The sequence below is a fragment of the Mesorhizobium xinjiangense genome, assembly GCF_009749525.1.
Classification (GTDB): domain Bacteria; phylum Pseudomonadota; class Alphaproteobacteria; order Rhizobiales; family Rhizobiaceae; genus Mangrovimarina; species Mangrovimarina xinjiangensis.
Window position 1 is genome coordinate 1 of sequence record NZ_WOAC01000001.1, and the last position, 23896, is coordinate 23896.

A 23896-nucleotide genomic window follows, 5' to 3' on the forward strand; every position below is an offset into this window, starting at 1 on the left:
TGTCCTTCCCGAGAGAAGGGTGACAGTTCATTCCGGAGACATGGGTAACACTTCTTGGCCTTTGCGAGGAGAGCAAAGGTGCCTTGGCAGGAGTGCAACCGCATGGACGAGCGTCTCAAATTTGTTGCCCGGCTTCTGGATGGCGAGAAGATGGCGGTGCTGTGCCGGGAGTTCGGCATCTCGCGCAAGACGGGCTACAAGCTCATCAGTCGCTACAACGATAGCGGGCTGGAAGGACTGACCGACCGCTCGCGCCGGCCCTACCGGCACGCCAATCAGCTTCCTTTCCAAATCGAGAAGCTGATTGTGCGTGCCAAGCAAGACAAGCCGAGCTGGGGGGCGCCCAAGATCAGGGAGCGGCTGGCCAAGCTCTACCCGGATATGCACACGCCGGCGATCTCGACCGTGCATGCGGTGCTCGACCGCCACGGCCTGGTCAAGCGCCGCAAGCGGCGGCGCAACAGGGCGCAAGGGACGCCGCTCTCGCATGGCTACCGGCCCAACGAGCTGTGGTGCGCCGACTACAAGGGTGAGTTCATGCTTGCCGACCGGCGTTATTGCTATCCGCTGACGATCAGCGACTTCGCCAGCCGCTATCTCCTAGCCTGCGAGGCGCTCCATACCACCAAGGAAGCCTATGCCTTCACCGTGTTCGAGCGCGTTTTCAAGGAGTTCGGCCTGCCAAGCGCCATCAGGACCGACAACGGCGTGCCCTTCGCCAGCCCGAACGCGCTGTTCAATCTGTCGAAGCTGTCGGTGTGGTGGCTCAGGCTCGGCATAAACATCGAACGCATCAAGCCGGGCCATCCGCAGCAGAACGGCCGCCACGAGCGCATGCACCTCACCCTCAAGCTGGAGACCACAAAGCCGGCCGGCGCCAACTTCCTGCAGCAGCAGGCCCGCTTCGACGACTTCGTCGAGGAATTCAACACCGAGCGGCCACACCAGGCGCTCGACATGGCCTGCCCGGCCGAGCGCTACAGCGCCTCACCGCGTCCCTACAAGGGGCTGCCCGATCTCGAGTACCCCTTCCACGACAAGGCCGTCACCGTCACCACTTGCGGCCGCATCTGCTACAATCGCAAGAAGATCAACCTCAGTCAGGTCTTCGCCGGCCAGACCGTCGGCATCAGGCAGGTCGACGACCGAATCTGGCTCGTCAGCTTCATGGACTACGATCTGGGATATTTCGACGATGAGACATGCAGACTGGAACCACTTCAAAACCCCTTCGGGCCGAAAGTGTTACCCATGTCTCCGATATAAACTGTAACCAATGTGTCCGGAACGGACCAGACTGGAACCACTTCAAAACCCCTTCGGGCCGAAAGTGTTACCCATGTCTCCGATATAAACTGTAACCAATGTGTCCGGAACGGACCCGCAAAGGGCTGGCGGTGAGAGAGGGATTCGAACCCTCGATACGGTTTCCCGTATACACGCGTTCCAGGCGTGCGCCTTCAACCACTCGGCCACCTCACCGCATTTGTCGCTGTCGCCGGCTTTGCGGGGCGCGACCGGGCTCATCTAGTCGATCTGCCGGCGAATGCCAAGGCCCCTTTGCCAGTTGAACGCATTCCGATTGAAGAACCGGCCGTCTGCGCGTCCGACAGGCCGGTCACGACGCTCAAATTCGCGTGCGGCGATTGCGCGCCCGGCGCATCGGCCATATGTGTGTGATGAGATGGCACTGCCGGCCCCGCGTGTCGGCCCGACGATCGGAATCGAACCTCGGAGGCCTGATGCGCCGGCGCAAGAGTCTGGGCGCGCCGTGTGTGCATAAGGACGCACGGCGCTGCAAGTGGAGGCGCGATATTGCTTCGTTTGGCGTGCAGGCTGATGGCGATGGCCGCCCTTGCCGTTGCGGTCATCATGGCGGTCATCGACACGACGCGCTCGGTGGCGGCGTCCGACATCGTCATGACGCCGCTTGTCCAGAGCTGGCAGGCGGTTTCGCCCGAAACGCTCGACCAGGCGCAGGTGGTGTTCGGGCATTACGGGCTGGCGCTGCTCTGGGACCCGGTCATCGCCTGGATCCTGTCGCTGCCCGGCTTTGCGGTTTTCGCCGCGCTCGCCTTTGTCTTCTATGCCGCCGGCCGCAAGCCGGAGCGCGCGCACGGCCTTCTCACCGGATAAACCCGGATCAATCGTCACAAGGAGCGGATTTCATGTCCATTCTGAACAGCCTGTTGAGCAAGAAGCAGCAGATGCCGCGGCACGAAGACGCGCTGCCCGGCCGCGCCGACCCGATCCCGACGGCCGAGCGCCATTTCGTCTCCGGCGCGCCGCTCAAGGAGCCCTATCCGGACGGAATGGAGGTGGCCTGTTTCGGCTTGGGCTGCTTCTGGGGTGCGGAGCGCCTGTTCTGGCAGACGCCCGGCGTCTATGTCACGGCGGCGGGCTATGCCGGCGGCTACACGCCGAACCCGACCTATGAGGAGACGTGCACCGGGCTGACCGGCCACGCCGAGGTCGTGCGCGTGGTCTTCGATCCGCAAAAGGTCGGCTACGAGGATCTCCTGAGGATCTTCTGGGAAAGCCACGACCCGACCCAGGGCATGCGCCAGGGCAACGATGTCGGCACCACCTACCGCTCGGCCATCTACACCACGAGCGAGGAACAGCGCACCGCGGCACAAGCCTCGCGCGAGGCCTACGAGGCCGAACTGGCGAAAGCCGGACAGGGACCTGTCACGACCGAGATCGCGCCGGCCGGACCTTTCTATTTCGCCGAGGACTATCACCAGCAATATCTGGCCAAGAATCCGGCCGGCTATTGCGGCTTGCGCGGCACCGGCGTGGCCTGCCCCCTGCCCGGCGCCGCCGCCTGACCGCGCCGCGCGGATTTTTCCGGAAGGTCAAATTTCCGCGTGAATTTTGCCGTTGGCCATGCAACATTGCCGCGTGAGCGGGGGGCTGACACTCCCGTCCGGTCCCGCCTATGCGTCTTGACGCGCGTAGCGGACCTGCAAAAAAGAGCATGGAAAAAACCAACAGGGTGTGGATCACATGAAGCGTATCTTGATGGGCCTGATGGCCGCAACATTCCTTACCGGCCCGGCCTTGGCCGAGGAAATTGCGCCGGCGATCATCTACGATCTGGGAGGCAAGTTCGACAAATCCTTCAACGAGGCCGCCTATAACGGCGCTGAGAAGTTCAAGGAAGAGACCGGCATCGACTATGTCGACTTCGAGATCTCCAACGACGCCCAGCGCGAGCAGGCGCTGCAGCGCTTTGCCGAGGACGGCCGCAACCCGATCGTCATGGCGGGCTTTTCCTGGTCGGCGGCGCTGGAAAAGGTCGCGGCCGATTATCCGGAAACGGATTTCGCCATCATCGACATGGTCGTCGACGCGCCGAACGTGCGCTCGGTCGTCTACAAGGAGCATGAGGGCTCCTATCTCGTCGGCGTGATGGCCGCCATCGCCTCCGAATCCAAGACGGTCGGCTTCGTCGGCGGCATGGACATCCCGCTCATCCGCAAGTTCGGCTGCGGCTATGTCGGCGGCGCCAAGGCGGCGGGCGCGACGGAAGTCATCGAGAACATGACCGGCGACACGCCGGCCGCCTGGAACGACCCGACCAAGGGCGGCGAGATCGCAAAGTCGCAGATGGATCAGGGCGCCGACGTGATCTACGCCGCGGCCGGCGGCACCGGCGTGGGCGTCCTGCAGGCGGCGGCGGATGCCGGCAAGCTCGGCATCGGCGTCGATTCCAACCAGAACGGCCTGCAACCGGGCAAGATCCTGACCTCGATGGTCAAGCGTGTCGACCTCGCCGTCTACGAGGCCTTCATGGACGCCAAGAACGGCGAGTTCGCCTACGGCTTCAACAATCTCGGCCTGGCCGAGGACGGCGTCGCCTACGCCATGGACGAGAACAACAAGGACCTCGTCACGCCGGAAATGCTGGAAGCGGTGGAACAGGCCAAGGCCGACATCATCGCCGGCAAGATCGAAGTGCACGACTATATGTCGGACAATAGCTGCCCCTACTGATCAGCAGGCGGCCTCAGACAACGAACCGCCGGGCCACGCGCCCGGCGGTTTTGTTTTGTCCCGCATGCCAGCGAGCTGCCTCCGAGCCCCAACTGCCAAAAATTGTCGGATACGGCTCCGGTGGGCACGACCGGATTTGCGGCCTCACTGCATGTCGAGCAGGCGCTCCAAATAGTCCTTTTCGAGCTCGGGGCTGAGCGCGTCGCCGAGGCGCTGGCGGATGGCGTCGAGGATGCGCCGGGCGCGCTGCACGTCGATCTCGTCGGGAACCTCGACCGTATCGCCGAAATCCGGGCCGGTGGTGGCGCGCGGCCGGCCGAGCGGGTCGCGATCGGAACTCTGCTGGCGGCCGCCTTCCTGTCCCGGACCCTGGTCGCCCTGCATGGCCTGCTGCATCTGCTGCATCATGTCCTGCGCGCCACGGCGCAGCGCCTCCAGCGCCCGGCCCTGCTCGCCGACGGCCCGTTCGCCCTCGGCCTGGCCCAGCGCCTCGCCGGCCTCGCCCATCGCCTCGCCGGCTTCGCCGAACCCGTCACCGGGCTGGATGCCCATGCCCTCGAGGCCCTGCATCAGCTCGCCGAGCTCGCCCTGAAGCTGGTTCTGGCCCTCCTGCATCTGGCGCAGCGCCTCGGCGAATTCCTCCGGCGTCATGCCGCCCTGACCCTGATCGCCCTGCTGTTCACCCTGTTCGCCGCCCTGCTGACCGCGTTGCTCGCCCCGGTTCTGCCCGCGCTGGCGCTGGCCGCGCTGCATCTGGTCGAGCCTGTGGGTCTCGTTCATCATCTCCTGCTGGCGACGCATGATCTCGCCGAGCTTGTCCATCTGGCGGCGCATCTCGCCCTGGCCCTGCTGGCGCTGGGCGGTCTGCAGATTGTTCATCATCTCCTGCAGTTGCGACAGCAGTTCCTGCGCCTGGTCGCGGGCGCCGGATTTCGCCAGGTCCTCGATCTGGTCGAGCATGCGCTCCAGGTCGTTCTGGCGCAGCTCCTGCGTATCCGGCGGCATCTGCTGGGCCATATTGGGATCGCGCGCCGCGCGCTCGGCGAATTCGCGCAGGAACTCCTGCATGGCCTCGCGTAGTTCCGCCATCAGCCGCTCGATCTCCTCGTCCGAGGCGCCATCTTCAAGCGCCTGGCGCAGCGCTTCCTGGGCGGCGCGCAGGCGCCGTTCGGCCGCCGACAGGTCGCCGTCCTCGATGCCGGTGGCGATCTCCCAGAGATAGTCGACCACGCCGCGCAGCTGATCGTTGCTCTCGGCCATGTTCAGGCGCGAGCGCGCGCTCATGATCGCCAGATAGTGCGACATGTTGTCAAAGGTGTCTTCGGCACGCAGCGTGACCGCGTCCATCAGGTCGAGCACGTGCTGCTTGCGGTTGGCATCGAGCGCCAGGATGCGCCGCTGCTCGACGATGGCGCGGGCAAGCGGGTTGGAAAACGGCCGCTCGGGCAGGCGCATATCGAGCGTTTCGCTGCGCCCCTCCTGGCCCGCATCGTCGACGGCGGCCAGGCCGATCCGCACCGGGCTGCCCGCCCATGGATGCTCGGTCAAATTGCGCGCCGTCTTGGTCTCCTTCTCGCGCTCGCCGCGGCGCGGCATGGAAAGCGGCATTTCGGGCGCCTCGTAGAGCGGGCGCGCGCCCGGCGCCAGCTTCTCGGCCAAGGCGATCTCGGCCCGGCCCGAGGCGACGCCGTAGTCGTCCTCGATGGTGTAGGCCAGTTCCAGCGTCCCATTGACCGCGCGCTGCGGCGTGCCGGCAAATTCGATCGTCGGGGGCTGGTCGTAAAGCACACGGAACCGCCAGCCGTCGATCTCGCTGGAGCCGTTCACCAGGCGCAGCGCCCCGTCTCCGATCAGCCTGTGCTGGAACTGGCGCGCTTTCGACGCACCGCTGCCGGGCCCGGCACTCCCTGTGATCGGCAGGGTGTCGCTGGCCTCGATCACGCTGGTGCCGCCGGTGGGCGTTTCAAAGGCCAAGGTCTCCGCACCCGAGCCGCCGGTGAGCCGCAGCGTCACGATGCTGCCTTCCGGCACGACGAATTCGCTGCGCTGGCGATTGGCGTCGGCGGAGAGATAGATGGGCGGCTTGCCGGTATAGGCGGGGGGCGTCACCCAGGCGTCGATGCGCGGCGGAACGACGTCGCTGCCGCCATGCATGCGGAACGCGTCATCCAGCCTGCCGCCCAGCGGACCGGAGGAAAAGGCGAAGGCGGTAACGACGAGCAGGGCCGCGAGCGCGCGCAGTGCCCAGGGGTCACGCTCCGGCAGGCCGGTGCGAGGCAGGTCCGAGGACAGCTCTTTCAGGCGCGCGGCCATGCGCTTTTGATGCTCGCGCCAGAGCGCGGAAGCGAAGCCGTCGGACGAATCGGCGAGACGATCGGCCTGTGCCGAAACGGGCGTATGTTCGAGCCTGTTGGCCTGTTCGATCCGCCGGTCGACCTCATGGCGCGCAGGCAGCCGGAAGAATCGCAGCGGATAGAGCGCGGCAAGGGCAGCGAGCGCGAAGACGGCCAGCATCACCAGACGCATGGCGTCCGGCATCAGGCGGAACAGGCCGAACCAGGAAATGGCGGCAAACAGTGCCATGACGACCAGGATCGGCACGACGAGCGGCCAGATGCGCTCCAGCGTCATGACCAGATGCGTGACGAAGCGTGTCCTGCTCAGCCGGGCTATGCTGCCGGTCTCCTGCCCTGCCATGAGCTCATCCCGTTTCTCCGAGACACGACCGCGCTCGGCGCGCTCGGCTCATCGTGTCACAGGATATCAGGAAACACGGCAAAGACGAGGCATTCGCCTACACCAATATGTGATGAACCACGAAATTGTGCTGCGCGAACGCGCCGCGCCGGCTTGCCGTCACGCTCCCGGCTCGAGCCAGTCGGGCAGCGAATCGAGCCCGATCAGATCCTCATAGGTCGGGCGCGGCCGCACGACATGGTACCGGTCGCCATTGACCAGCACCTCCGGCACCAGGAGCCTTGTGTTGTAGGTTCCGGCCTGTACCGCGCCATAGGCTCCCGCCGTGCCGACGGCGAGCAGGTCACCCGGTCCCAGGCGCGGCAGGTCGCGGTCATGGCCGAGATAATCTCCCGTCTCGCAGACCGGGCCGACGACATCGGCCGTGATGCGCGGCGCATTCTCGGCGGAAAAGGCGACCGGCCGGATCTCGTGGTAGGCGTCATAGAGCGTCGGCCGGATGAGGTCGTTCATGGCGGCATCGACGATGACGAAGTTCCTGGCGTCGCCTTCCTTGAGATAGATGACCGAGGTGACGAGAATGCCGGCATTGCCGACAAGCAGCCGCCCGGGCTCGAAGATCACCTTCAGCCCAAGCTTCGAGACATGCTTGCGCACCACATCGGCATAGGCTTCGGGCAGCGGCGGCGGCGTGTTGTCGAGCCGGTAGGGAATGCCGAGCCCGCCGCCCAGATCGACATGCTCGATCGCGTGGCCGTCGGCGCGCAGCACCTCGGTGAGTTCAATCAGGAGCGCGAAGGCATCGTCGAAGGGCTGCAGTTCGGTGATCTGGCTGCCGATATGCATGTCGATGCCCGTCACCCGCAGGCCCGGCAATGCCGCGGCACGGCGATAGGCGTCGCGGGCGTGCTGCCAGGCAATGCCGAACTTGTTTTCCGCCATGCCGGTGGAGATCTTCTTGTGCGTCCTGGCGTCGACATCGGGATTGATGCGCAGGGATATCGGCGCCGTCTTGCCGTTCGCCACGGCGCGCGCCGACAGAAGCTCGAGTTCGGGCTCGGATTCCACGTTGAAGCAATGGATGCCGGCGGCGAGGGCGAAGTCCATTTCCTCGGCTGTCTTGCCAACGCCGGAGAACATGATCTTCGATCCCGGAATGCCGGCGGCGAGCGCGCGGCGCAATTCACCCCCGGAGACGACGTCGGCACCCGCGCCGAGACCGGCGAGCGTCTTGATGACGGCCTGGTTGGAATTGGCCTTCATCGCATAGCAGACGAGCGCGTCGAGTTCGGCGAAGGCCTCGGCAAAGACGTTGTAGTGACGGGTAAGCGTCGCCGTGGAATAGCAATAAAACGGCGTGCCGACCGCTGCCGCGATCTCCGGCGCGGCCACGTCCTCGGCAAACAAGACGCCGTCGCGATAGTCGAAATGGTTCACGTGGGTATCCTCGGGCGCTGCGCTGCGGGTGTCGCGGGCGGCGCTGTTTTCGTTACTCGATCAGCGGGTCGAGGAAAAAGCGTTTGGACCGATTGTTCCGCTTTTCCGCCGGCGGCAGCGGCTGCCCTTCCCTTTCGGCTTCCTTGCGTGCCTCGGCGGCCGCCTCGCTGGGCGTCAGGAGATCGCCCTTGCGCCCGCAGGCCGACACCGTGAGCGCCACGAGGGCGACAACCACCATTGCTGCTGCTTCTTTGCGGATCGCCATTGCCACCCCCTTGATCTGATGCGGAAAGCTTTAATGCCAGGCCGGGCGAAATGGAACCACCCGGAACAAATTCATGCCTTCGCCAAGCGTTTCTTCCAGTAGCGGATCTGCCGGCGCACCTCGGCAGGCGCCGTACCGCCGAAGGAGGTGCGGCTCTTGACCGAGTTCGTCACCGACAGCACCGAATAGACATCCTCGGTGATCTCGGGATGGATGGAGCGCAGATCTTCCAGCGCGAGCTTCTCCAGCCCGCATTTCTTTTCTTCCGCCAGCGCCACGGCGCGCCCGGTGACGTGATGGGCCTCGCGGAACGGCATGCCGAGTGCGCGCACCAGCCAGTCCGCCAGGTCGGTCGCGGTGGAATAGCCGGCCCCGGCAGCCTTTTTCAGCGCCGCCTTGTCGATATGCATGTCGGAGACCATGCCGGTCATCGCAGCCAGCATCAGGTCGAGCGTCTCGGCAGTGTCGAAGACGGCCTCCTTGTCTTCCTGCATATCCTTGGAATAGGCGAGCGGCAGCCCCTTCATGACCGTCAGCAGGGCGACGAGATTGCCGTTGACCCGGCCCGTCTTGGCGCGGATCAGTTCCGCTGCGTCCGGGTTCTTCTTCTGCGGCATGATGGAGGAGCCGGTGGAAAAGGCATCCGACAGGCGCACGAAGCCGAATTGCGGCGTCGACCAGATGACGATCTCTTCGGCCAGCCGCGACAGATGTGCGCCGCAGATCGCGGCGAGCGACAGGAATTCCAATGCGAAATCGCGGTCCGACACACTGTCGATGGAGTTGCGGGTGGGCTCGCGAAAGCCGAGCGCGGCCGCCGTCATCTGCCGGTCGATGGCAAAGCCGGTGCCGGCCAGCGCGGCGGCGCCGAGCGGGCTTTCGTCAAGCCGCTCTATGGCGTCGCGCACCCGCGACAGGTCGCGGCCGAACATCTCGACATAGGCCATGCAATGATGGCCGAAGGTGACCGGCTGGGCCGTCTGCAGATGGGTAAAGCCCGGCATGACGGTCGCCGCGTGCTCTTCTGCCCGGGCGAGAAATGCGGCAATCAGCCCCTTGAGCGCCTCGGCCGTCCTCGTCAGTTCTTCCTTGACCCAGAGGCGGAAGTCGACGGCCACCTGGTCGTTGCGCGAGCGCGCGGTGTGCAAGCGCCCTGCGGCCGGGCCGATCAGTTCGGCAAGCCGCGCCTCGATATTCATGTGAATGTCCTCGAGGCGGGCCGAGAAGGCGAAATCACCGCTCTCGATCTCTCCCAGGATCGTGTTCAGGCCGTGAGCGATCTTTGATTGATCCTCGGCCGAAATGATGCCCTTCTCGGCCAGCATGGCGCTATGGGCGAGGGAGCCCTTGATGTCCTGGGCGTAGAGCTTGCGGTCGAAGCCGATCGAGGCGTTGATGGCCTCCATGACGGCGTCGGGACCCGAGGCAAATCGTCCGCCCCACATCTGGTTGCTGGTCTTTTTCTCGCTCATCATGCTAACCGGCGTTCGAGTTGGAGATCGCAATGAAGAAACTGCATTTGCCGGCGATGCGCCTCGTCCTTCTGGCCGCTGTGGCGGGCGCGATTGCCGGCGGGATTGCCGTATACGTGACGAACGCGCCATCTGGCAACACGCGCCCTGATGGCCAACTGGCCGGGGCGGCGGCTCCGAGCGCGGCCGACAAGACCTGCGCGGCAAACGCGGAGCGTGCCAGGGCGCTCGCCGATGCCGCACAGGGCGAGGTGGCCGCCATGCTGCCGGCCGATCCGCCGCGCAACCTCGCCGACCTGGCCTTCAACGGGCCGGACGGCGCGCCGATGACGGTTGCCGATCTGTCCGGCAAGACGGTGCTGATGAATCTGTGGGCCACCTGGTGCGCGCCCTGCCGGGCCGAGATGCCGGCACTGGATGCCCTGCAGCGCGACATGGGCGGCGAGGAATTCGAGGTGGTGGCGGTCAATGTCGACACCGGCGACGATACCAAGCCCAAGGCCTTCCTGTCCGACATCGGCATCGAGACGCTGGCCTATTATCGCGACAACACGCTGGGCCTGTTCAACGAAGTGAAAAAGCGCGGACTGGCGCTCGGCCTGCCGGTCACCCTCTTGATTGACGCGCAAGGATGCCTACTTGCGCACATGAACGGCCCCGCCGAATGGGCAAGCGATGACGCCAAGACGTTCATCCGCACCGCGATTGGTGAATAAATCCTTGAGATAACACGCAATTCAGGAAACAGGGCGTAACCGAATTTGACTCCGCCCAAGGGTCATTTTCGCGTATTCAATTTGCCGGCTGTGCAATGTTTCCAGACAGTATAGAAGACGCCAGCATGACGAAGAACAAGAAGAAGCCAGCGATCAGCGGTTCCGACCACGCCGAGACGCGCAACAGCGACAACCGCAAGGACGGCACGAAGAAGCGCAAATCCCCTTTTCACGGGCGTCTGCATTCGGAACACCCGCGCGACCCGTTTCGCGAATCCTATTCCAAGAACAACCTCGGCTTCGAGTTTTAACCCGCCGCCACCCATGCAGGCAGCGAATGGCTGGCATGCCGACGGTTTGCTTGAATGTCTTGCTGCATTGCACAATATTGCGCGACGCAGAGAGTCGACGACTCACGGGAGGAATAACCGCGAGATGGTTGACACATGGCGCAATCACGACATCACGACAACGCAGAGGAAAAGGGGCGGATCAGGCTACTGACGGCCGACGACCGCGGCCTGTTCTGCGATCACCTGCTGCGGCTCGACGCGACAAGCCGGCGCGACCGCTTCAACGGCGTCACGGACGACGAATTCGTCCGCGCCTATGCGGCGCGTTGCTTTGCCGGGGACACCGAAAGGACCATCGTCGTCGCCTATGTCTGCGACGGGCGCGTTGAAGGCGCGGCCGAACTGCACGAGACGGGCCGGGGCGAACTGCGTCAGGCGGAGATTGCCTTCAGCGTCGAAGATCATCGCCAGAACATGGGCATCGGCAGCTGGCTCTTCGAGCGCCTGATCGAGTATGCGCGGACGCTCGGCTATCAGCAGCTTCTGGTGACGACCCACCCGCAGAACGAGGCGATGAAGGCGCTCGCGCGCAGGTTCAGCGCCAGGCTGAGCTTTCAGGACTACGAAACCCTGGGCACGATCGATCTGGGAGACGTCCAGGCGCCGGTCCGGCCGCCAGCACCCGCCGCGGTGCACGACGCAGCAGGGCCGGTGTTCGCAAACCTGATGCGCCGTGTGGCGGATTTCCGGCTTCCCGGCCGCGGACGCCCGGCGCGCAAGTAACCGGGACGCGCCGGACGCTTCCACAACGGCAAAAAGCCCGGAGCGATCCGGGCTTTCTGCAATCGGAAATCAAATTCCAATCAGCCGTTACGGTCCGTTCAGGCCGCCTTGGCAGCCTTGGTCGCCTCGGCGTTGAACCGGGCAAAGCCGGCCTTGAAGAATTCGGCCGTCTCGTTCATCGCCGTCTGGGCGGATTCGCCGTTGGCGCGAAGGCGCTCCATATTGGCCTTTGCGCTGTCACGCAGATAGTCGGACTGCAGCTTTGCCGCATCCTCGAGCGAGGCCGCACCGGCGATCTTGCCGAGCGTGTCGAATGCCTGCTCGACATTGGCAAATCCGGCTTCGACCAGGCCGCGCGAAAAATCGGCGTAGCGGCCGATCGCCGTGCCGGCGAAGGTTTGCGCCTCCGCGGTTGCGCCCTCGGCGTGGGTGCGCGCCTTTTCGACCTGCTCCTTGGCGGAGACAGCGCCGCGCTGCACGAACTCGCGAGCGGCTGCGGGAACCTCGAACTTGTCCTGAAAGCCTTCCAGAGTGCGGCGGAAGGGCTCGAAATAGTCGTTGGCGGCCTTCTGGCCGGTCGTCTTGCTAGGCATTTCAATTCTCCATTCTTCGATCAAGCCATGGTCGGCCCCGTCCGCTGGCGGCCCGGGGCTCGCGGCCTATATAGGCAATTTCATTGTGCAATGCAACATTTTTTTGTGCGATGCAACAAACCTGCCTCATTGACGTGCCGGGCAACGCTGCACCACCCCTTTTTGCTTGAACCGGAACGCCCCGTGCGCCAAATGTCGCCCACCGGCCCGGCCGGCAATCGGCATATCGAACCGATGGGGCGCATGTTGAACGAGCCGCCGCGTCGAGCAGGAGCAGATGATGAACGGCGGCGCAGCGGAAATTGCAGCTTTACGGGCAATGGTCGGGCACGAACGCGGCGTGTCCTCCTGGGTCACGGTCGACCAGGAGATGATCGACCGGTTCGCCGACGTCACGCGGGACCGCCAGTGGATCCATGTCGACGTCGACCGCGCCAAACGCGAAAGCCCTTACGGCGCGCCGGTCGCCCACGGCTATCTGACCCTGTCGCTGCTCGCCGGCCTGAGCTACGAGATCGGCGGCCTGCCGAAGGGCATCCGCGCCGTTTTCAATTACGGGCTGGACAAGGTCCGCTTTCTGGCCCCGGTGCGCGTCGGCTCGAAGATCCGCATGCGCTCCACGCTCCTGTCCGTGGAGGAAAGGGCGCCGGACCAGTACCTGATGAAATCGTCGAACACGGTCGAGATCGACGGCGAGGACAAGCCGGCGCTGATCGCCGAAACGCTGACCCTGATCGCCATGGAGCCGGCCGCCGGCTGACCGGTCGCCTGGAAAACATGACCGGCGACCTCAAGTCACTTTAGAACCATTCTAAAGTATTGATTTTCAATCACTTTCCATTGCCCGCGAATTGACACGGCCCCGGTTCGGAGTCCATAAGCAGGCAGCGTGAATGCGCCACAACGCCTTTGATGTATGGGCCTTGAACCCGTTCGATTGGAGGACCGGATGTTCGATTTCACCCGTTCGGAACGCCTTGAAAGGCTGCACGAGTGCCGGGTGTGGGCGAGCGCCTGTCGGCATAAATGACTGAATTTGAAGATCATCACGGCTGCTATTTCGATCGCCCGCCCGAGAAGCTGGTGCTGGAAGGCTATCGCCGCTGGATCGCCGGCTACGACACCGGCTCGGTCAAGCCGTGGGAACTGGCCTGGGATCTTTACGCCGCGATGCTCGGCCCGCAGGCCGGCCGCCGCGCCTGGGGCGAACTGGGCCATTTCGTGCGCACGCTCAAGCAGTGCGCCAACTGTCCGCTGCGCTCCTTCCCTTTCGGTGCGCACCATGTATGCCGCGAGGAATGCCTGGCGCTCGGGCTGGTTGCCGGCCTGCAGCACGACGACCCGGCGGCGGTGCGGGTCTGTCTGAATGCAATCAGCTGTCCGATGCGCTCCGACGACGTGGCCGCGGCCGCCGAAGGCTATGCGAACACGCTGGCCTCGATGCGGCACTACCTGCTGCCGATCCCCGAAGCAGCCATCGCCGATATCGTGGCACGCGCCACACCTGCAACCCACAAGACAATTCATTGAGATTGGGAGGAGCGTCCTTTTGCTGAAATCCTGGACGATCACGACAAGCGCCGCCGCCGTCACCCTGGCGTTGGCGGGACAGGCATATGCCGAGACCGACCCGCAGGCGGTGCTGTCGAGCTACGCCGATATCGCGCAGGCCAAGTACGAGGATTCTCTGGCGACGGCAGTCGCCCTCGACGAGGCGATCGATGCATTCATCGCCGCGCCCAGCGAGGACAATCTGAAGGCCGCCAAGACGGCGTGGAAGGCGGCGCGCGTTCCCTATCAGCAGACGGAAGCCTATCGCTTCGGCAACGCGATCGTTGACGACTGGGAGGGCCGCGTCAACGCCTGGCCGCTCGACGAGGGGCTGATCGACTATGTCGATGCGTCCTACGGCACGGAATCGGACGACAACACGCTCTACACCGCCAATGTCATCGCCAACCCGTCGATCGAGATCAACGGCGAAGCGGTCGATGCGAGCACGATCACGCCGGAATTCCTGTCCGGCACGCTGCAGGAGGCCGGCGGCGTGGAAGCCAATGTGGCGACCGGATATCACGCCATCGAGTTCCTGTTGTGGGGCCAGGACCTGAACGGCACCGAGGCCGGTGCCGGCGCGCGGCCCGCGACCGATTTCGATCCCGACAACTGCACCGGCGGCCATTGCGACCGGCGCGCCCAGTATCTGGCCGCGGCGTCCGATCTGCTGATTGCCGACCTCGAGGAGATGGTCGCCAACTGGGGTGAGGACGGCGCGGCGCGCGCAGGGCTTCTGGAAGGTGATCCGAATACCGGCCTTGCGACGATCCTGACCGGTCTCGGCTCTCTGTCCTATGGCGAGCTCGCCGGCGAGCGCATGAAGCTCGGCCTGCTCCTGCACGACCCGGAAGAGGAGCATGACTGCTTCTCCGACAACACCCACATGTCGCATTTCTACGATGCCCTGGGCATTCGCAACGTCTATGCCGGCCAGTACGAGCGTGTCGACGGGACGATGGTCGACGGTCCGGCGATCGCCGATCTGGTGAAGCAAGCCGATCCCGACCTCGACGCCGAACTGACGGCCAAGCTCGACGCGACCGTGGCGGCCATGAAGGCCATGGTCGCGCGTGCCGAGGCCGGCGAGGCCTATGACCAGATGATCGGCGAGGGCAATGCCGAAGGCAATGCCGCGGTGCAGGCCGCGATCGACGCCCTGATCGACCAGACGCGCTCGATCGAGCGTGCCGTCGCCGCGCTCGAGCTCGATCAGATCGCCTTTGAAGGCTCCGACAGTCTCGATGATCCCGATGCGGTGTTTCAGTGAGCCTGCCTGAACACCATATGTGAACCCAGCCAGCGGCCGGACGCGGCCGCAAGCGCAAGGAAAAGTCGCGTAGCAAGATGCTTGCTTGTCATTGCAACCTGATTACCGAGAAGGAAATCGAAGACACGATCATCGGCCTGCTTGAGGCCGATCCCTGGCAGCTCATCGTGCCGGCGAAGGTGTATCACGCGCTTTCGCGGCGAGGACGTTGTTGCGGCTGCTTCCCAAATGTGGTGGAAACGATCATTCGGGTAACCGAGAACTATCATAGCCGGTCGGACGCGGCCGGCGACGATATCGTTTCACACCTGGACCGCGTACGGGAACTGCGCGGCCAATACGGGAGCAGGCGTCATGAAAGGCGAACCACAAGTCATAGAGCGGCTTAACGAGGCGTTGTTCCTTGAGCTGGGTGCGGTCAACCAGTATTGGCTCCACTACAGGCTCCTGGAGGATTGGGGATATCTGAAGCTCGCCAAGAAGGAGCGCGAGGAATCGATCGAGGAAATGCACCATGCGGACAAGCTCGTCGCCCGCATCATTTTCCTGGAAGGCCATCCCAACCTGCAGTCGGTGGCGCCCCTGCGCATCGGCGAGAACGTCAAGGAAGTACTCGAATCGGACCTCGCCGGCGAATATGACGCCCGCACCTCCTACAAGCAGTCGCGCGAAATCTGCCAGCAGCTCGGCGACTATGTCACCATGCAGCTGTTCGAAGAACTGCTCGCCGACGAGGAAGGACATATCGACTTCCTCGAGACGCAGCTCGAACTGCTCAAGACGATCGGCGAAGAACGCTACGGCCTGCTCAACGCCGGATCGGCCGACGACTCGGACTAACAAGGATCACGGCGCATGCGGCGGGCACTGAAGGGCGTAAGCCGCATGCGCTTTTCCGCAGGCGATCGTCTGCCCGCCGGGATTTGGACGTTGGCCGGATTCGGTGTCCGCAACCGCCGTGAAATTGCGATACGCAATCGTCAGCGCTGCATGAGCGCTGGCGCAGCAATTCTCGCAGCCTTGCTCACCACGCATGCCCATGCCGGCGACCTCGCCGGCATCCCCACCAATCGCGACGACCTGAACGACAAGGACAAGGCACGCGTCGAGAAGGTGACGCGGCCGACGGAGGATTTTTCCGCGCCCGAGCGCTTCGAGACGATGCAGGGCGGCGCGGCGACCTCGCGCAAGCTGGTCAACCGGGACGCCTTTTCGCACTTTTCCGCCAATCTGAGCTTTGCCGAAGAAGAGACGTTCAAGCTCGGCAATGCGCTGTTTCGCAAGCTCTGGGTCTCCTCGCCTTCCTCGACCCAGGCCTCCGACGGGCTGGGACCGCTGTTCAACGCGCGTGCCTGCCAGAGCTGCCACCTGAAGGACGGCCGCGGCCACCCGCCGGAAGGCAGTGCCGACGCCACTTCGATGTTCCTGCGTTTGCCGCGCGCCCCGCGCACGCCGCAAGAACAGCAATTGCTGAAGAGCAAGACACTGCTCAACCTGCCCGATCCCATCTATGGCGGGCAGTTGCAGGACTTCGCCGTGCCCGGGCTGAAGGCGGAAGGGCGCATGGAGATTTCCTACGAGGAATTCACCGTCACGCTCGACGACGGCGCTGAGGTGCCGATGCGCAAGCCCGAATATTCCGTGAGCGACCTTGCCTACGGGCCGCTCGACGTCTCCACCACCCTGTCGCCGCGCGTCACGCCGCAGATGATCGGGCTGGGCCTCGTCGAGCAGATCCATCCAGCCGACATTCTGGCGCTTGCCGATCCCGACGACGCCGACGGCGACGGCATCTCCGGCCGGGTCAACATCACGCGCGACGCGGCAAGCGGAGCGCTGGCGCTCGGACGCTTCGGCTGGAAGGCGCAGACGCCGTCGATCCGGCAGCAGGCGGCGGACGCCTTTGCCGGCGATATCGGCATTTCGACCCCCGACGCGGCAAAGCATCATGGCGACTGCACATCGGTGCAGGAGAAATGCATGGCCGCGCCGACCGGCGTTCAGCCGCGCCTCGGCAAGACCGAGGCGCCCGACCCGATCCTCGATCTCGTGACCTTCTACTCGCAGAACCTCGCCGTGCCGGCGCGCCGCAACGTCGACGAACCGCAGGTCCTGCGCGGCAAGGAAATCTTCTATGCATCGGGCTGCACGGCCTGCCACCGGCCCAAATTCGTCACGCGGCGCGACGCGCCGAATGCGGCGCATGCCTTCCAGCTCATCTGGCCCTATTCGGACTTCCTGGTCCACGACATGGGTCTCGGCCTGACCGACTGGCAGATCGTCGGCGATGCGCGCGCCGGCGAATGGCGCACGCCGCCCCTTTGGGGCATCGGGCTCACCGAGACGGTGAGCGACCATACATTCTTCCTGCATGACGGGCGGGCACGCAACCTGACCGAAGCCATCCTGTGGCATGGCGGCGAGGCGGAAGCCTCGCGCGACGCCTTCGCTGCCCTCGGCAAGCAGGATCGCGAGGCCCTGATCCGCTTCCTGGAGTCCTTGTAATGCTACGTCCGCTTCTCATCGGCCTTGCCGCCGCCACGTTCTGCGCCGCGCCGATGGCCCACGCCGCCGAGCCCTCCATCAATGCTGTGAAGGCTGCAATCGACAATTATGTGCGCCCGGCCTATGCCGCCTTCGCGCAACGCTCGGTCGCGGCCGCGAAGACCATGGAAGCGCTGTGCCAGGCCCCCTCGCCGGACCGGCTGGCCGCGGCGCAAGACGCCTTCATGCAAGCCGCCGGCGCATGGTCCTTCATCGAGCCCGTCCGCATCGGACCGATCACCGAGGACAACCGGCTGGAACGCCTGCTGTTCTGGCCGGACCGGCGCAGCCGCGGCCTGAAGCAGGTGCAGGGCATACTTGCCGGCAAGGACGAAACGGCCGCCAGCCTTGCCTCACTGCAGAAAAAGAGCGTCGCCATGCAGGGCTTCGGCGCCCTGGAGTTCATCCTGTTCGGCACCGGATCGGAGGCGCTCGGGCAGGATGGCGCATCGTTTCGCTGCGCCTACGGGCAGGCCGTGGCAGACAATATCGCGCAGATTTCGTCCGCGGTTTCAGACGAATGGGCGAGCCAGGACGGCATTGCCGGACTGTGGACCGCTCCCTCGCCCGACAATCCGCTCTACCGCGACGACGCGGAAGCCGTCAGCGAGCTGTTCGACATCCTCGTGCACGGCCTGGAGATGGTGCGCGACGTGCGTATCGACGGGTTCCTCGGCGAAGAACCGGCGGACGACCGGCCCAAACGGGCGCTCTACTGGCGGTCAGGCCAGACCATTGCGTCGATCAGGCAGAACCTGGGCGGCATGCTTGCCGTCTATGACGGCGCCGGGCTGGGCGACAACCTCGGCGACGACGCGGAGTGGATCGATGGCTCCATCCGCTTCGAATTCGCCAATCTCGAGCGGGCATTGTCGGATCTCGACGCGCCCATCGCCGAGCTGCTGGCCGACGAGACGGCACGCGGCAGGATCGTCTATGCCCGCATCGTCACGTCGGGCCTGTCCGACCTCGTCGGCACGGGGCTTTCGGGCGAATACGGCCTGACGGCGGGCTTTTCGTCGCTGGATGGCGACTGATGCGGGCGCTGATCGAGCGCCGCGACTTCCTGAAGGCGGCCGGTGCCGGGTTCTTCGCCGCAATGGCACCGCGGGCGGCGCTTGCGACGATCGCGGCCGATGCCGTCTTCGCCACTGCCTACAAGGACCGCCAGGGCGGATTCGGCGTGGCCGTTCTTTCCGAAGACGCGCGCCTGCTGCACACCGTGCCGCTGCCCGACCGGGGCCACGACATTACGAGCGATCCCGTCTCGGGACGCTCGGTCGCCTTCGCCCGCCGGCCGGGCCAGTTCGCCGTCGTCTTCGATCACCGCGGCGGCAGCCCGCCGCAGACCATTGCCGCCGCGCCGGGCCGGCATTTCTTCGGCCATGGCGTGTTTTCCCCTGACGGACGCCTGCTCTACGCCACCGAGAACGATTTCGAGGCCGCGGCCGGCCTGATCGGCATCTATGACGCGACGGAAGGGTTCAAGCGCGTCGGCGAATTTCCGACGCACGGCATGGACCCGCACGAGGTTCTCATGATGCCGGGCGGGCGAACCCTGGCGATCGCCAATGGCGGCATCGAGACGCATCCCGATTTCGGCCGCGCCAAGCTGAACCTGGCAACGATGGAGCCGTCACTGGTCTTCGTCGACCGCGAGACTGGCGATCTCGTCGAAAAGCATAGCCTGGCTGCCGATCTGCACCAGCTTTCGATCCGCCATATGGATATCGACGGAAGCGGCCGGGTCTGGTTCGGATGCCAGTATGAAGGTCCCGCCACCGATCGGCCGCAACTGATCGGCACGGCCCGCCCGGGCGAGGAAGGGAAACTCGTGGCACTGCCGGCCGATATCGTCGGCGGCTTCCGCAACTATATCGGCTCGGTCGCCGCCAACCGGCAGGCCGGCACCGTCGCCGTTTCCTCGCCGCAGGGCAACCGCCTCGTCGTCATCGAGGCGAAAGGCGGCAAGGTACTGTCCGACCAGGCCATGACCGAGGTTTGCGGTCTCGCGCCGGAGGACGCCGGCTTCATGGCGACGACCGGGACCGGTGCGATCGCTCCTGCCGGAAGAAAAACCGAATCACTGCCCGGCTATGTGTGGGACAACCATCTGCTGCGTATCGGGTGAGACCACTGCGCAGCGGGGCCGTTCCGCCTGCGGTCGTCATTGTTGTGAATGCGTCGCCCGTTCCAGCGCCGCGCCGACGACACCGAGCAGCGCCTCGCCCGCCGCCTCCATCGTGCCGTCATTGACGATCGTCTCGGTGATTCCGGTTGTGTCGCATTCCGCCTCGCGCGAAAGCCGCTTCAAGATCTCGTCGCCGCTTTCGCGGCCGCGCGCCGCCAGCCGTTCGGCGAGCGTTGCCGGCGAGGCGGTGATCAGCACCACAACAACGTTGCGATAGCGTTCCCGGAGCGCCGCCAATGCGGTGCGGGACAGATTGGCGATGACGACATGGCCGTCCTCGATGCGCCGATCGACGTTCGCCGGCAGGCCGTAGGACAGGCCGTGGGCCTGCCATGACAGCGCGAATGCACCCTCGGCCGCGGCGCGGGCGAACGCCTCCGGCGTCATCGTGTCATGGTCCTCGCTGGCCTCGTCGGCCGGCCGCGTGACGACCCTGCGGACGAAATGAACGCGCTCGGCACGGGCGCCGAGGTTGTCCCGCGCATAGTCGATCAGCGTATCCTTGCCGGCGCCGCTCGGTCCGACGACGGCAACGAACACGCCCTGGCGCGGCCGCAGGCCGGATCCGGGCGAAGGTGTCGCGATCATCGGTTCGCTCATGCGACGCGGCGACCTTCGCGCCACACCGAACGGACCACCGGGATGTGCTCGTCGACCCGTACCCGCACCAGATCGGCGCGCTTGCCGATGGCGATCTCGCCGCGATCGGTGAGCCCCGTCGCCTCGGCCGGGTTCTTCGACACCATGGCGACGGCCTGCGGCAGCGAAATGGCGTCGACCACCTCGCCGAGGAAGAAGGCCGACTGGATCAGGCTGAACGGGATATAGTCCGACGACAGAATGTCGAGGCAGTCGCGCTCGGCCAGGTCGCGCGCCGAGACATTGCCGGAGTGCGAGCCGCCGCGCACGACGTTCGGCGCCCCCATGAGAACGCCGAGCCCCGACTTCTTGGATGCATCGGCGGCTTCCAGCGTGGTCGGAAATTCGGCCACGCGAATACCCTGCTCGACGGCCTCGGCGACATGCGCCTCGGTCGCGTCGTCATGGCTCGCCAGCACGATGCCGCGGGCCCGGCAGGCTTCCGACAGGGCAACGCGATGCTTACCGGAATTGCGCGCCGATTGCGCCATCCGCGTCTCGCAAAAGCGTTTGAACTCTTCCTCGGTCAGCTTGAGCTTGCGTTGGTAATACATCGCGTAGGTGTCCAGATCGACGAACTGGCGCTGACCCGGAGCGTGATCCATCAGCGATGCCAGGCGGACGCGCGTGTCGCCATCGAAAAGCTCGAAACCCTCCAGGCAGTCGTCGGCCGAAACCTCGCAGCGCAAGTGGATGAAATGATCGGCGCGCAGGCGGTCATGGCGAACGCCGTCCTCGATCGCCTCGGCGAGACGGCGCATGTCCGCCGCCGTCATGTCGGGATCCTCGTCTATGCGAAGACCGACGCGCAACGCATCGAAGACGGTGGTGATACCGGAGGTCGCCACCTGCGCATCGTGCGCCAGAACGGCGGCGAGCGGGTTCCAGCGCACCTTGGGACGCGGCGCGTAATGCCCCTCGAGATGATCGGTATGCAATTCGACAAGGCCGGGGATCACGTAGTCGCCCTCGAAATCCTCACCGGCGACAGGGCTGCGCGTAATATCGGCGATCCTGCCGTCGCGAACATGCACCGCACCTTCGACGATTTCGTCGGCGAGAACGATACGGGCGTTGGCGAATGTGATGTCGTCGGACATGTCAGGCTGTCTTTCGTTGCTGTTCCTGCCCCAAACGCCGGAATGCACGCACGGTGAAGGGCGCGCCGGGTTCCGGCTCCACGAACAGGGCAATGGAGGCGATTTCAAGGGGCTTCCCGACAAAATCGGCAAAGTGCTCGGCGACCGCGTCACGCAACCGATCGGCCTCCGCGCCCGAGGCGCGGCCGCTCAGCGTCATATGGAAACGGAACGCGTCGAAGACGTAGGGATAGCCCCACTGATGGAGATATTTGAGCTCCTGCGGTTTCAGGCCGTCGGCGCCGCGGCGCGCAATATCCTCTTCCCGCATCGGCGCGCGGAAGCCGTCGAACGCCGTCACCACATTTTCGGCGAAGCGCTGCAGGGACTCGACCGGCGCCTCCGGCACCAGCGCGAAAAAGCCCGAAAGCTGGCGCGCGACGATCTGCGGAATGCTGAACGGCGTCGTTTCGGCACAAAATGCATCGAGCGCCTCTATCAGTTCGGCCTCGGTTTTGCCCGGCGCCAGTTCGAAAGGCGCCTTCAACGTCGCGTGAAAGCCGTAGCGGCGGGGCGAGGCGGTATGAAAGGCCAGTTCCGACCCGTTCATCGCCCCGACCGTTTCCTGCGCGATCGTCTCACCCGAAAAGGCGTCGCGGCCCAGCCAGCGCGTTGCTGCGCGGGTCAGCGGATGATCCTGGGAGGGCGTAAAATAGATTGCGTAGCGCATGAGTGTCCTGAGCCTGCCTGGTTCTTCGCCAAGCAGGATGATCTACGCGATTTGCATGACAAAGTGACGAAGCTGGCTGGGCAAATCCCGACTATCAGAACGAACCGCAAAAGTCATCCACGCTGCAATCCTCCACCCATCAGACGATGGCGTATGGCGCTGGAGAAGCCGTCGAACACGAATACGACGATCAGGATCAGCACCACCATATAGGCGACGTTTTCCCAATCCTGATTGGTGCGCATGGCTTCCCACAGCTTCAGGCCGATGCCGCCGGCGCCGACGGCGCCGATGATCGTCGCCGAGCGCGTATTGGATTCCCAGAAATAGAGCGACTGGCTCAAAAACACCGGCAGGATCTGCGGCACCACGCCATAGCGCTGCACCAGGGCCGGGGACGCTCCCACGGAACGCACGCCTTCGCGCTGCTTGTCGTCGATGTTTTCCAGCGTCTCGGAATAGAGCTTGCCGAAGGTGCCGGTGTCGGTGAAGAAGATCGCCGAAATGCCGGCCAGCGGCCCGGGGCCGAAAGCGCGCGTGAAGAACAGCGCCCAGATCAGCATGTCGACCGAGCGCAGGAAGTCGAAGAGGCGCTTGAGCAATTGGTTTGCAATGCGATTGGGCATGATGTTGCGCGCCGCCGCAAAGGCCAGCGGAAAGGCGAGCGCGGTCGCCAGCACCGTGCCGGCAAAGGCCATGACGATGGTCTGAAGCAGTTTCAGCCAGACATCGCCGTGCTGCCATTCGGCATTGTTGACGACGTTGTTCCAGGCGAGCGCCGCGTTCGACATTAGCGGATCGATGCGTTCGCCAAAGGCGACCAGGGTCATCACTTCACCGATCGGCTTGCCCCAGAAAGGCGACCGGGTATCGAACAGGAAGTTCTCCCAGCCCCAGAAACGGTGACGGATCTTGACCTCGTCGTCCTCGATTTCGGCGCGGCCGGCAAAGCCGAAGCGCAGGATGACCTTTTCGCCCGGTGCACGCTGGCTGGCCCAGGCCGGCAGCGGCCCTGCCGCGTCGACACTTTCATTACGCCGAATATCGAGGACCAATTCGTCGCCTCCGCGCGTGGCGACGACCTGTCCCGGGCGGATGTCGAGCGTGGCGGCGCCGATCTCGACCATGGCGCGCACGACCGCCTCCTCGCGCACGAGTTCGGGTAGGGCCGGCCCGTCAGGCGCATCGGCCGCGTCCGCGCCGCCGGTCGGCGCAGGCTTGCCGCCAACCGTGCCGAGGAAGCTACCCGAGGACGACTGCATGCCGCCGCCGGAACCGCCGGCGCCTGCCTTCGTGACCTCGACCTCGGCGCTCTCCGTCGTCACCCAACCTGGTTGTGGATCGTCGCCCAACGGCGAGAAGCGCGGATAGGAAATTTCCAGATGGTTGTCGCCGAACGCGACATCCGGGCGCACCTCGTAGGACACCCAGTCGGCCAGATAGTTGCCGGCAATGTCCCAATTGCCGCCCGCAAACACGGTCCCGATGGCAAAGAACCACCAGGCGAAGGCGAGATAGGCGACGATGCCGGCCGCAAGGAGCCAGCCCGTCACGCGATGGCGCAAGGAGCCGGAGAAGGCGGCCACATGGCGCGCAGCGATCTCGTCGACCTCGGCGGTAGACAATGTGCTCAT

Annotated in this window: 24 protein-coding genes and 1 tRNA gene; 15 read left to right on the forward strand and 10 right to left on the reverse strand. The window is 64.9% G+C overall.

Going from position 1 to position 23896, the window contains the following annotated elements; all coding sequences use genetic code 11:
* Positions 1-78 precede the first annotated feature (78 nt).
* A complete protein-coding gene (locus GM909_RS00005) occupies positions 79-1266 on the forward strand; it encodes an IS481 family transposase (protein ID WP_456238003.1) in 1188 nt (395 codons plus the stop codon).
* A gap of 126 nt (positions 1267-1392) precedes the next feature.
* Here GM909_RS00005 and GM909_RS00010 read toward each other — a convergent pair.
* Positions 1393-1482 (reverse strand) — tRNA-Ser (locus GM909_RS00010).
* 333 nt (positions 1483-1815) lie between these two features.
* On the opposite strand from GM909_RS00010, the gene GM909_RS00015 reads away from it, so the two are divergent.
* From GM909_RS00015 to GM909_RS00025, 3 genes are all read left to right on the forward strand, one after another.
* Positions 1816-2136 (forward strand): hypothetical protein, encoded by a 321-nt coding sequence (locus GM909_RS00015; RefSeq protein ID WP_235911520.1) that lies wholly within the window; start codon positions 1816-1818, stop codon positions 2134-2136.
* Between the two features lie 32 nt (positions 2137-2168).
* Positions 2169-2831, forward strand: a complete 663-nt coding sequence (gene msrA / locus GM909_RS00020; protein WP_157014151.1) for a peptide-methionine (S)-S-oxide reductase MsrA — start codon at positions 2169-2171, stop codon at positions 2829-2831.
* A 178-nt stretch (positions 2832-3009) separates the two neighbouring features.
* Positions 3010-3999: a BMP family lipoprotein gene (locus GM909_RS00025; RefSeq protein ID WP_157014152.1), complete on the forward strand. Its 990-nt coding sequence runs from the start codon at positions 3010-3012 to the stop codon at positions 3997-3999.
* Between the two features lie 144 nt (positions 4000-4143).
* Here GM909_RS00025 and GM909_RS00030 read toward each other — a convergent pair whose 3' ends face one another.
* From GM909_RS00030 to argH, 4 genes are all read right to left on the reverse strand, one after another.
* A complete protein-coding gene (locus GM909_RS00030) occupies positions 4144-6696 on the reverse strand; it encodes a TIGR02302 family protein (protein WP_157014153.1) in 2553 nt (850 codons plus the stop codon).
* A gap of 159 nt (positions 6697-6855) precedes the next feature.
* The gene (lysA, locus tag GM909_RS00035) at positions 6856-8133 is read right to left on the reverse strand and encodes a diaminopimelate decarboxylase (protein WP_157014154.1); all 1278 of its coding nucleotides are present in this window, start codon (positions 8131-8133) and stop codon (positions 6856-6858) included.
* Positions 8134-8185: 52 nt separating this feature from the next.
* Entirely contained in the window at positions 8186-8398 is a 213-nt protein-coding gene (gene lptM, locus GM909_RS00040; RefSeq protein WP_235911523.1) for an LPS translocon maturation chaperone LptM, read from the reverse strand.
* A gap of 71 nt (positions 8399-8469) precedes the next feature.
* Positions 8470-9870 carry an argininosuccinate lyase gene (argH, locus tag GM909_RS00045; RefSeq protein WP_157014155.1) on the reverse strand — a complete coding sequence of 467 codons (1401 nt, stop codon included), beginning with the start codon at positions 9868-9870 and terminating at the stop codon, positions 8470-8472.
* A 32-nt stretch (positions 9871-9902) separates the two neighbouring features.
* Between argH and tlpA the strand changes: the two genes are divergently transcribed.
* From tlpA to GM909_RS00060, 3 genes are all read left to right on the forward strand, one after another.
* The gene (tlpA, locus tag GM909_RS00050; RefSeq protein ID WP_157014156.1) at positions 9903-10586 is read left to right on the forward strand and encodes a thiol:disulfide interchange protein TlpA; all 684 of its coding nucleotides are present in this window, start codon (positions 9903-9905) and stop codon (positions 10584-10586) included.
* Between the two features lie 125 nt (positions 10587-10711).
* Positions 10712-10897, forward strand: a complete 186-nt coding sequence (locus GM909_RS00055; protein ID WP_157014157.1) for a hypothetical protein — start codon at positions 10712-10714, stop codon at positions 10895-10897.
* 135 nt (positions 10898-11032) lie between these two features.
* Entirely contained in the window at positions 11033-11662 is a 630-nt protein-coding gene (locus tag GM909_RS00060) for a GNAT family N-acetyltransferase (RefSeq protein WP_157014158.1), read from the forward strand.
* 98 nt (positions 11663-11760) lie between these two features.
* Here the strand turns inward: GM909_RS00060 and GM909_RS00065 are convergent, their stop codons facing one another.
* The gene (locus tag GM909_RS00065; RefSeq protein ID WP_157014159.1) at positions 11761-12255 is read right to left on the reverse strand and encodes a phasin family protein; all 495 of its coding nucleotides are present in this window, start codon (positions 12253-12255) and stop codon (positions 11761-11763) included.
* Positions 12256-12535: 280 nt separating this feature from the next.
* On the opposite strand from GM909_RS00065, the gene GM909_RS00070 reads away from it, so the two are divergent.
* From GM909_RS00070 to GM909_RS00105, 8 genes are all read left to right on the forward strand, one after another.
* A complete protein-coding gene (locus tag GM909_RS00070) occupies positions 12536-13015 on the forward strand; it encodes a MaoC family dehydratase (protein WP_157014160.1) in 480 nt (159 codons plus the stop codon).
* 266 nt (positions 13016-13281) lie between these two features.
* Entirely contained in the window at positions 13282-13785 is a 504-nt protein-coding gene (locus GM909_RS00075) for a hypothetical protein (RefSeq protein ID WP_157014161.1), read from the forward strand.
* A gap of 22 nt (positions 13786-13807) precedes the next feature.
* Positions 13808-15079: an imelysin family protein gene (locus GM909_RS00080; RefSeq protein ID WP_235911573.1), complete on the forward strand. Its 1272-nt coding sequence runs from the start codon at positions 13808-13810 to the stop codon at positions 15077-15079.
* 77 nt (positions 15080-15156) lie between these two features.
* Positions 15157-15468 (forward strand): (2Fe-2S)-binding protein, encoded by a 312-nt coding sequence (locus tag GM909_RS00085; RefSeq protein ID WP_157014163.1) that lies wholly within the window; start codon positions 15157-15159, stop codon positions 15466-15468.
* Complete coding sequence (bfr, locus tag GM909_RS00090) at positions 15434-15919, forward strand: bacterioferritin (protein ID WP_157014164.1); 486 nt, start codon at positions 15434-15436, stop codon at positions 15917-15919. The genes GM909_RS00085 and bfr overlap by 35 nt, the downstream gene beginning before the upstream one ends.
* 150 nt (positions 15920-16069) lie before the next feature.
* Entirely contained in the window at positions 16070-17584 is a 1515-nt protein-coding gene (locus tag GM909_RS00095) for a di-heme oxidoreductase family protein (RefSeq protein ID WP_157014165.1), read from the forward strand.
* Positions 17584-18660 (forward strand): imelysin family protein, encoded by a 1077-nt coding sequence (locus GM909_RS00100; RefSeq protein ID WP_157014166.1) that lies wholly within the window; start codon positions 17584-17586, stop codon positions 18658-18660. Before GM909_RS00095 ends, GM909_RS00100 begins: the two co-directional genes overlap by 1 nt.
* Positions 18660-19754: a DUF1513 domain-containing protein gene (locus tag GM909_RS00105; protein ID WP_407941222.1), complete on the forward strand. Its 1095-nt coding sequence runs from the start codon at positions 18660-18662 to the stop codon at positions 19752-19754. Before GM909_RS00100 ends, GM909_RS00105 begins: the two co-directional genes overlap by 1 nt.
* A gap of 36 nt (positions 19755-19790) precedes the next feature.
* On the opposite strand, the gene phnN is transcribed toward GM909_RS00105, so the two are convergent.
* The 4 genes from phnN to phnE all read right to left on the reverse strand — a co-directional run bounded on the left by phnN (position 19791) and on the right by phnE (position 23896).
* Positions 19791-20402: a phosphonate metabolism protein/1,5-bisphosphokinase (PRPP-forming) PhnN gene (phnN, locus tag GM909_RS00110; protein ID WP_235911525.1), complete on the reverse strand. Its 612-nt coding sequence runs from the start codon at positions 20400-20402 to the stop codon at positions 19791-19793.
* A gap of 8 nt (positions 20403-20410) precedes the next feature.
* Positions 20411-21553 (reverse strand): alpha-D-ribose 1-methylphosphonate 5-triphosphate diphosphatase, encoded by a 1143-nt coding sequence (locus GM909_RS00115; protein WP_157014168.1) that lies wholly within the window; start codon positions 21551-21553, stop codon positions 20411-20413.
* Between the two features lies 1 nt (position 21554).
* On the reverse strand, positions 21555-22262 hold the full coding sequence (locus tag GM909_RS00120) for a DUF1045 domain-containing protein (protein WP_157014169.1): 708 nt from the start codon (positions 22260-22262) through the stop codon (positions 21555-21557).
* A gap of 113 nt (positions 22263-22375) precedes the next feature.
* Positions 22376-23896: a phosphonate ABC transporter, permease protein PhnE gene (phnE, locus tag GM909_RS00125; protein WP_157014170.1), complete on the reverse strand. Its 1521-nt coding sequence runs from the start codon at positions 23894-23896 to the stop codon at positions 22376-22378.

Coding starts and splice junctions, on each gene's coding strand:
- argH (WP_157014155.1), bottom strand. CDS start 9,870: ATGAGCGAGAAAAAGACCAGCAACCAGATGTGGGGCGGACGATTTGCC.
- lptM (WP_235911523.1), bottom strand. CDS start 8,398: ATGGCGATCCGCAAAGAAGCAGCAGCAATGGTGGTTGTCGCCCTCGTG.
- GM909_RS00060 (WP_157014158.1), top strand. CDS start 11,033: ATGGCGCAATCACGACATCACGACAACGCAGAGGAAAAGGGGCGGATC.
- GM909_RS00075 (WP_157014161.1), top strand. CDS start 13,282: ATGACTGAATTTGAAGATCATCACGGCTGCTATTTCGATCGCCCGCCC.
- GM909_RS00025 (WP_157014152.1), top strand. CDS start 3,010: ATGAAGCGTATCTTGATGGGCCTGATGGCCGCAACATTCCTTACCGGC.
- GM909_RS00120 (WP_157014169.1), bottom strand. CDS start 22,262: ATGCGCTACGCAATCTATTTTACGCCCTCCCAGGATCATCCGCTGACC.
- GM909_RS00115 (WP_157014168.1), bottom strand. CDS start 21,553: ATGTCCGACGACATCACATTCGCCAACGCCCGTATCGTTCTCGCCGAC.
- GM909_RS00095 (WP_157014165.1), top strand. CDS start 16,070: ATGAGCGCTGGCGCAGCAATTCTCGCAGCCTTGCTCACCACGCATGCC.
- phnE (WP_157014170.1), bottom strand. CDS start 23,896: ATGAGCACATTGTCTACCGCCGAGGTCGACGAGATCGCTGCGCGCCAT.
- tlpA (WP_157014156.1), top strand. CDS start 9,903: ATGAAGAAACTGCATTTGCCGGCGATGCGCCTCGTCCTTCTGGCCGCT.
- GM909_RS00070 (WP_157014160.1), top strand. CDS start 12,536: ATGAACGGCGGCGCAGCGGAAATTGCAGCTTTACGGGCAATGGTCGGG.
- bfr (WP_157014164.1), top strand. CDS start 15,434: ATGAAAGGCGAACCACAAGTCATAGAGCGGCTTAACGAGGCGTTGTTC.
- GM909_RS00085 (WP_157014163.1), top strand. CDS start 15,157: ATGCTTGCTTGTCATTGCAACCTGATTACCGAGAAGGAAATCGAAGAC.
- msrA (WP_157014151.1), top strand. CDS start 2,169: ATGTCCATTCTGAACAGCCTGTTGAGCAAGAAGCAGCAGATGCCGCGG.
- GM909_RS00030 (WP_157014153.1), bottom strand. CDS start 6,696: ATGGCAGGGCAGGAGACCGGCAGCATAGCCCGGCTGAGCAGGACACGC.
- GM909_RS00100 (WP_157014166.1), top strand. CDS start 17,584: ATGCTACGTCCGCTTCTCATCGGCCTTGCCGCCGCCACGTTCTGCGCC.
- GM909_RS00055 (WP_157014157.1), top strand. CDS start 10,712: ATGACGAAGAACAAGAAGAAGCCAGCGATCAGCGGTTCCGACCACGCC.
- GM909_RS00105 (WP_407941222.1), top strand. CDS start 18,660: ATGCGGGCGCTGATCGAGCGCCGCGACTTCCTGAAGGCGGCCGGTGCC.
- phnN (WP_235911525.1), bottom strand. CDS start 20,402: ATGATCGCGACACCTTCGCCCGGATCCGGCCTGCGGCCGCGCCAGGGC.
- GM909_RS00065 (WP_157014159.1), bottom strand. CDS start 12,255: ATGCCTAGCAAGACGACCGGCCAGAAGGCCGCCAACGACTATTTCGAG.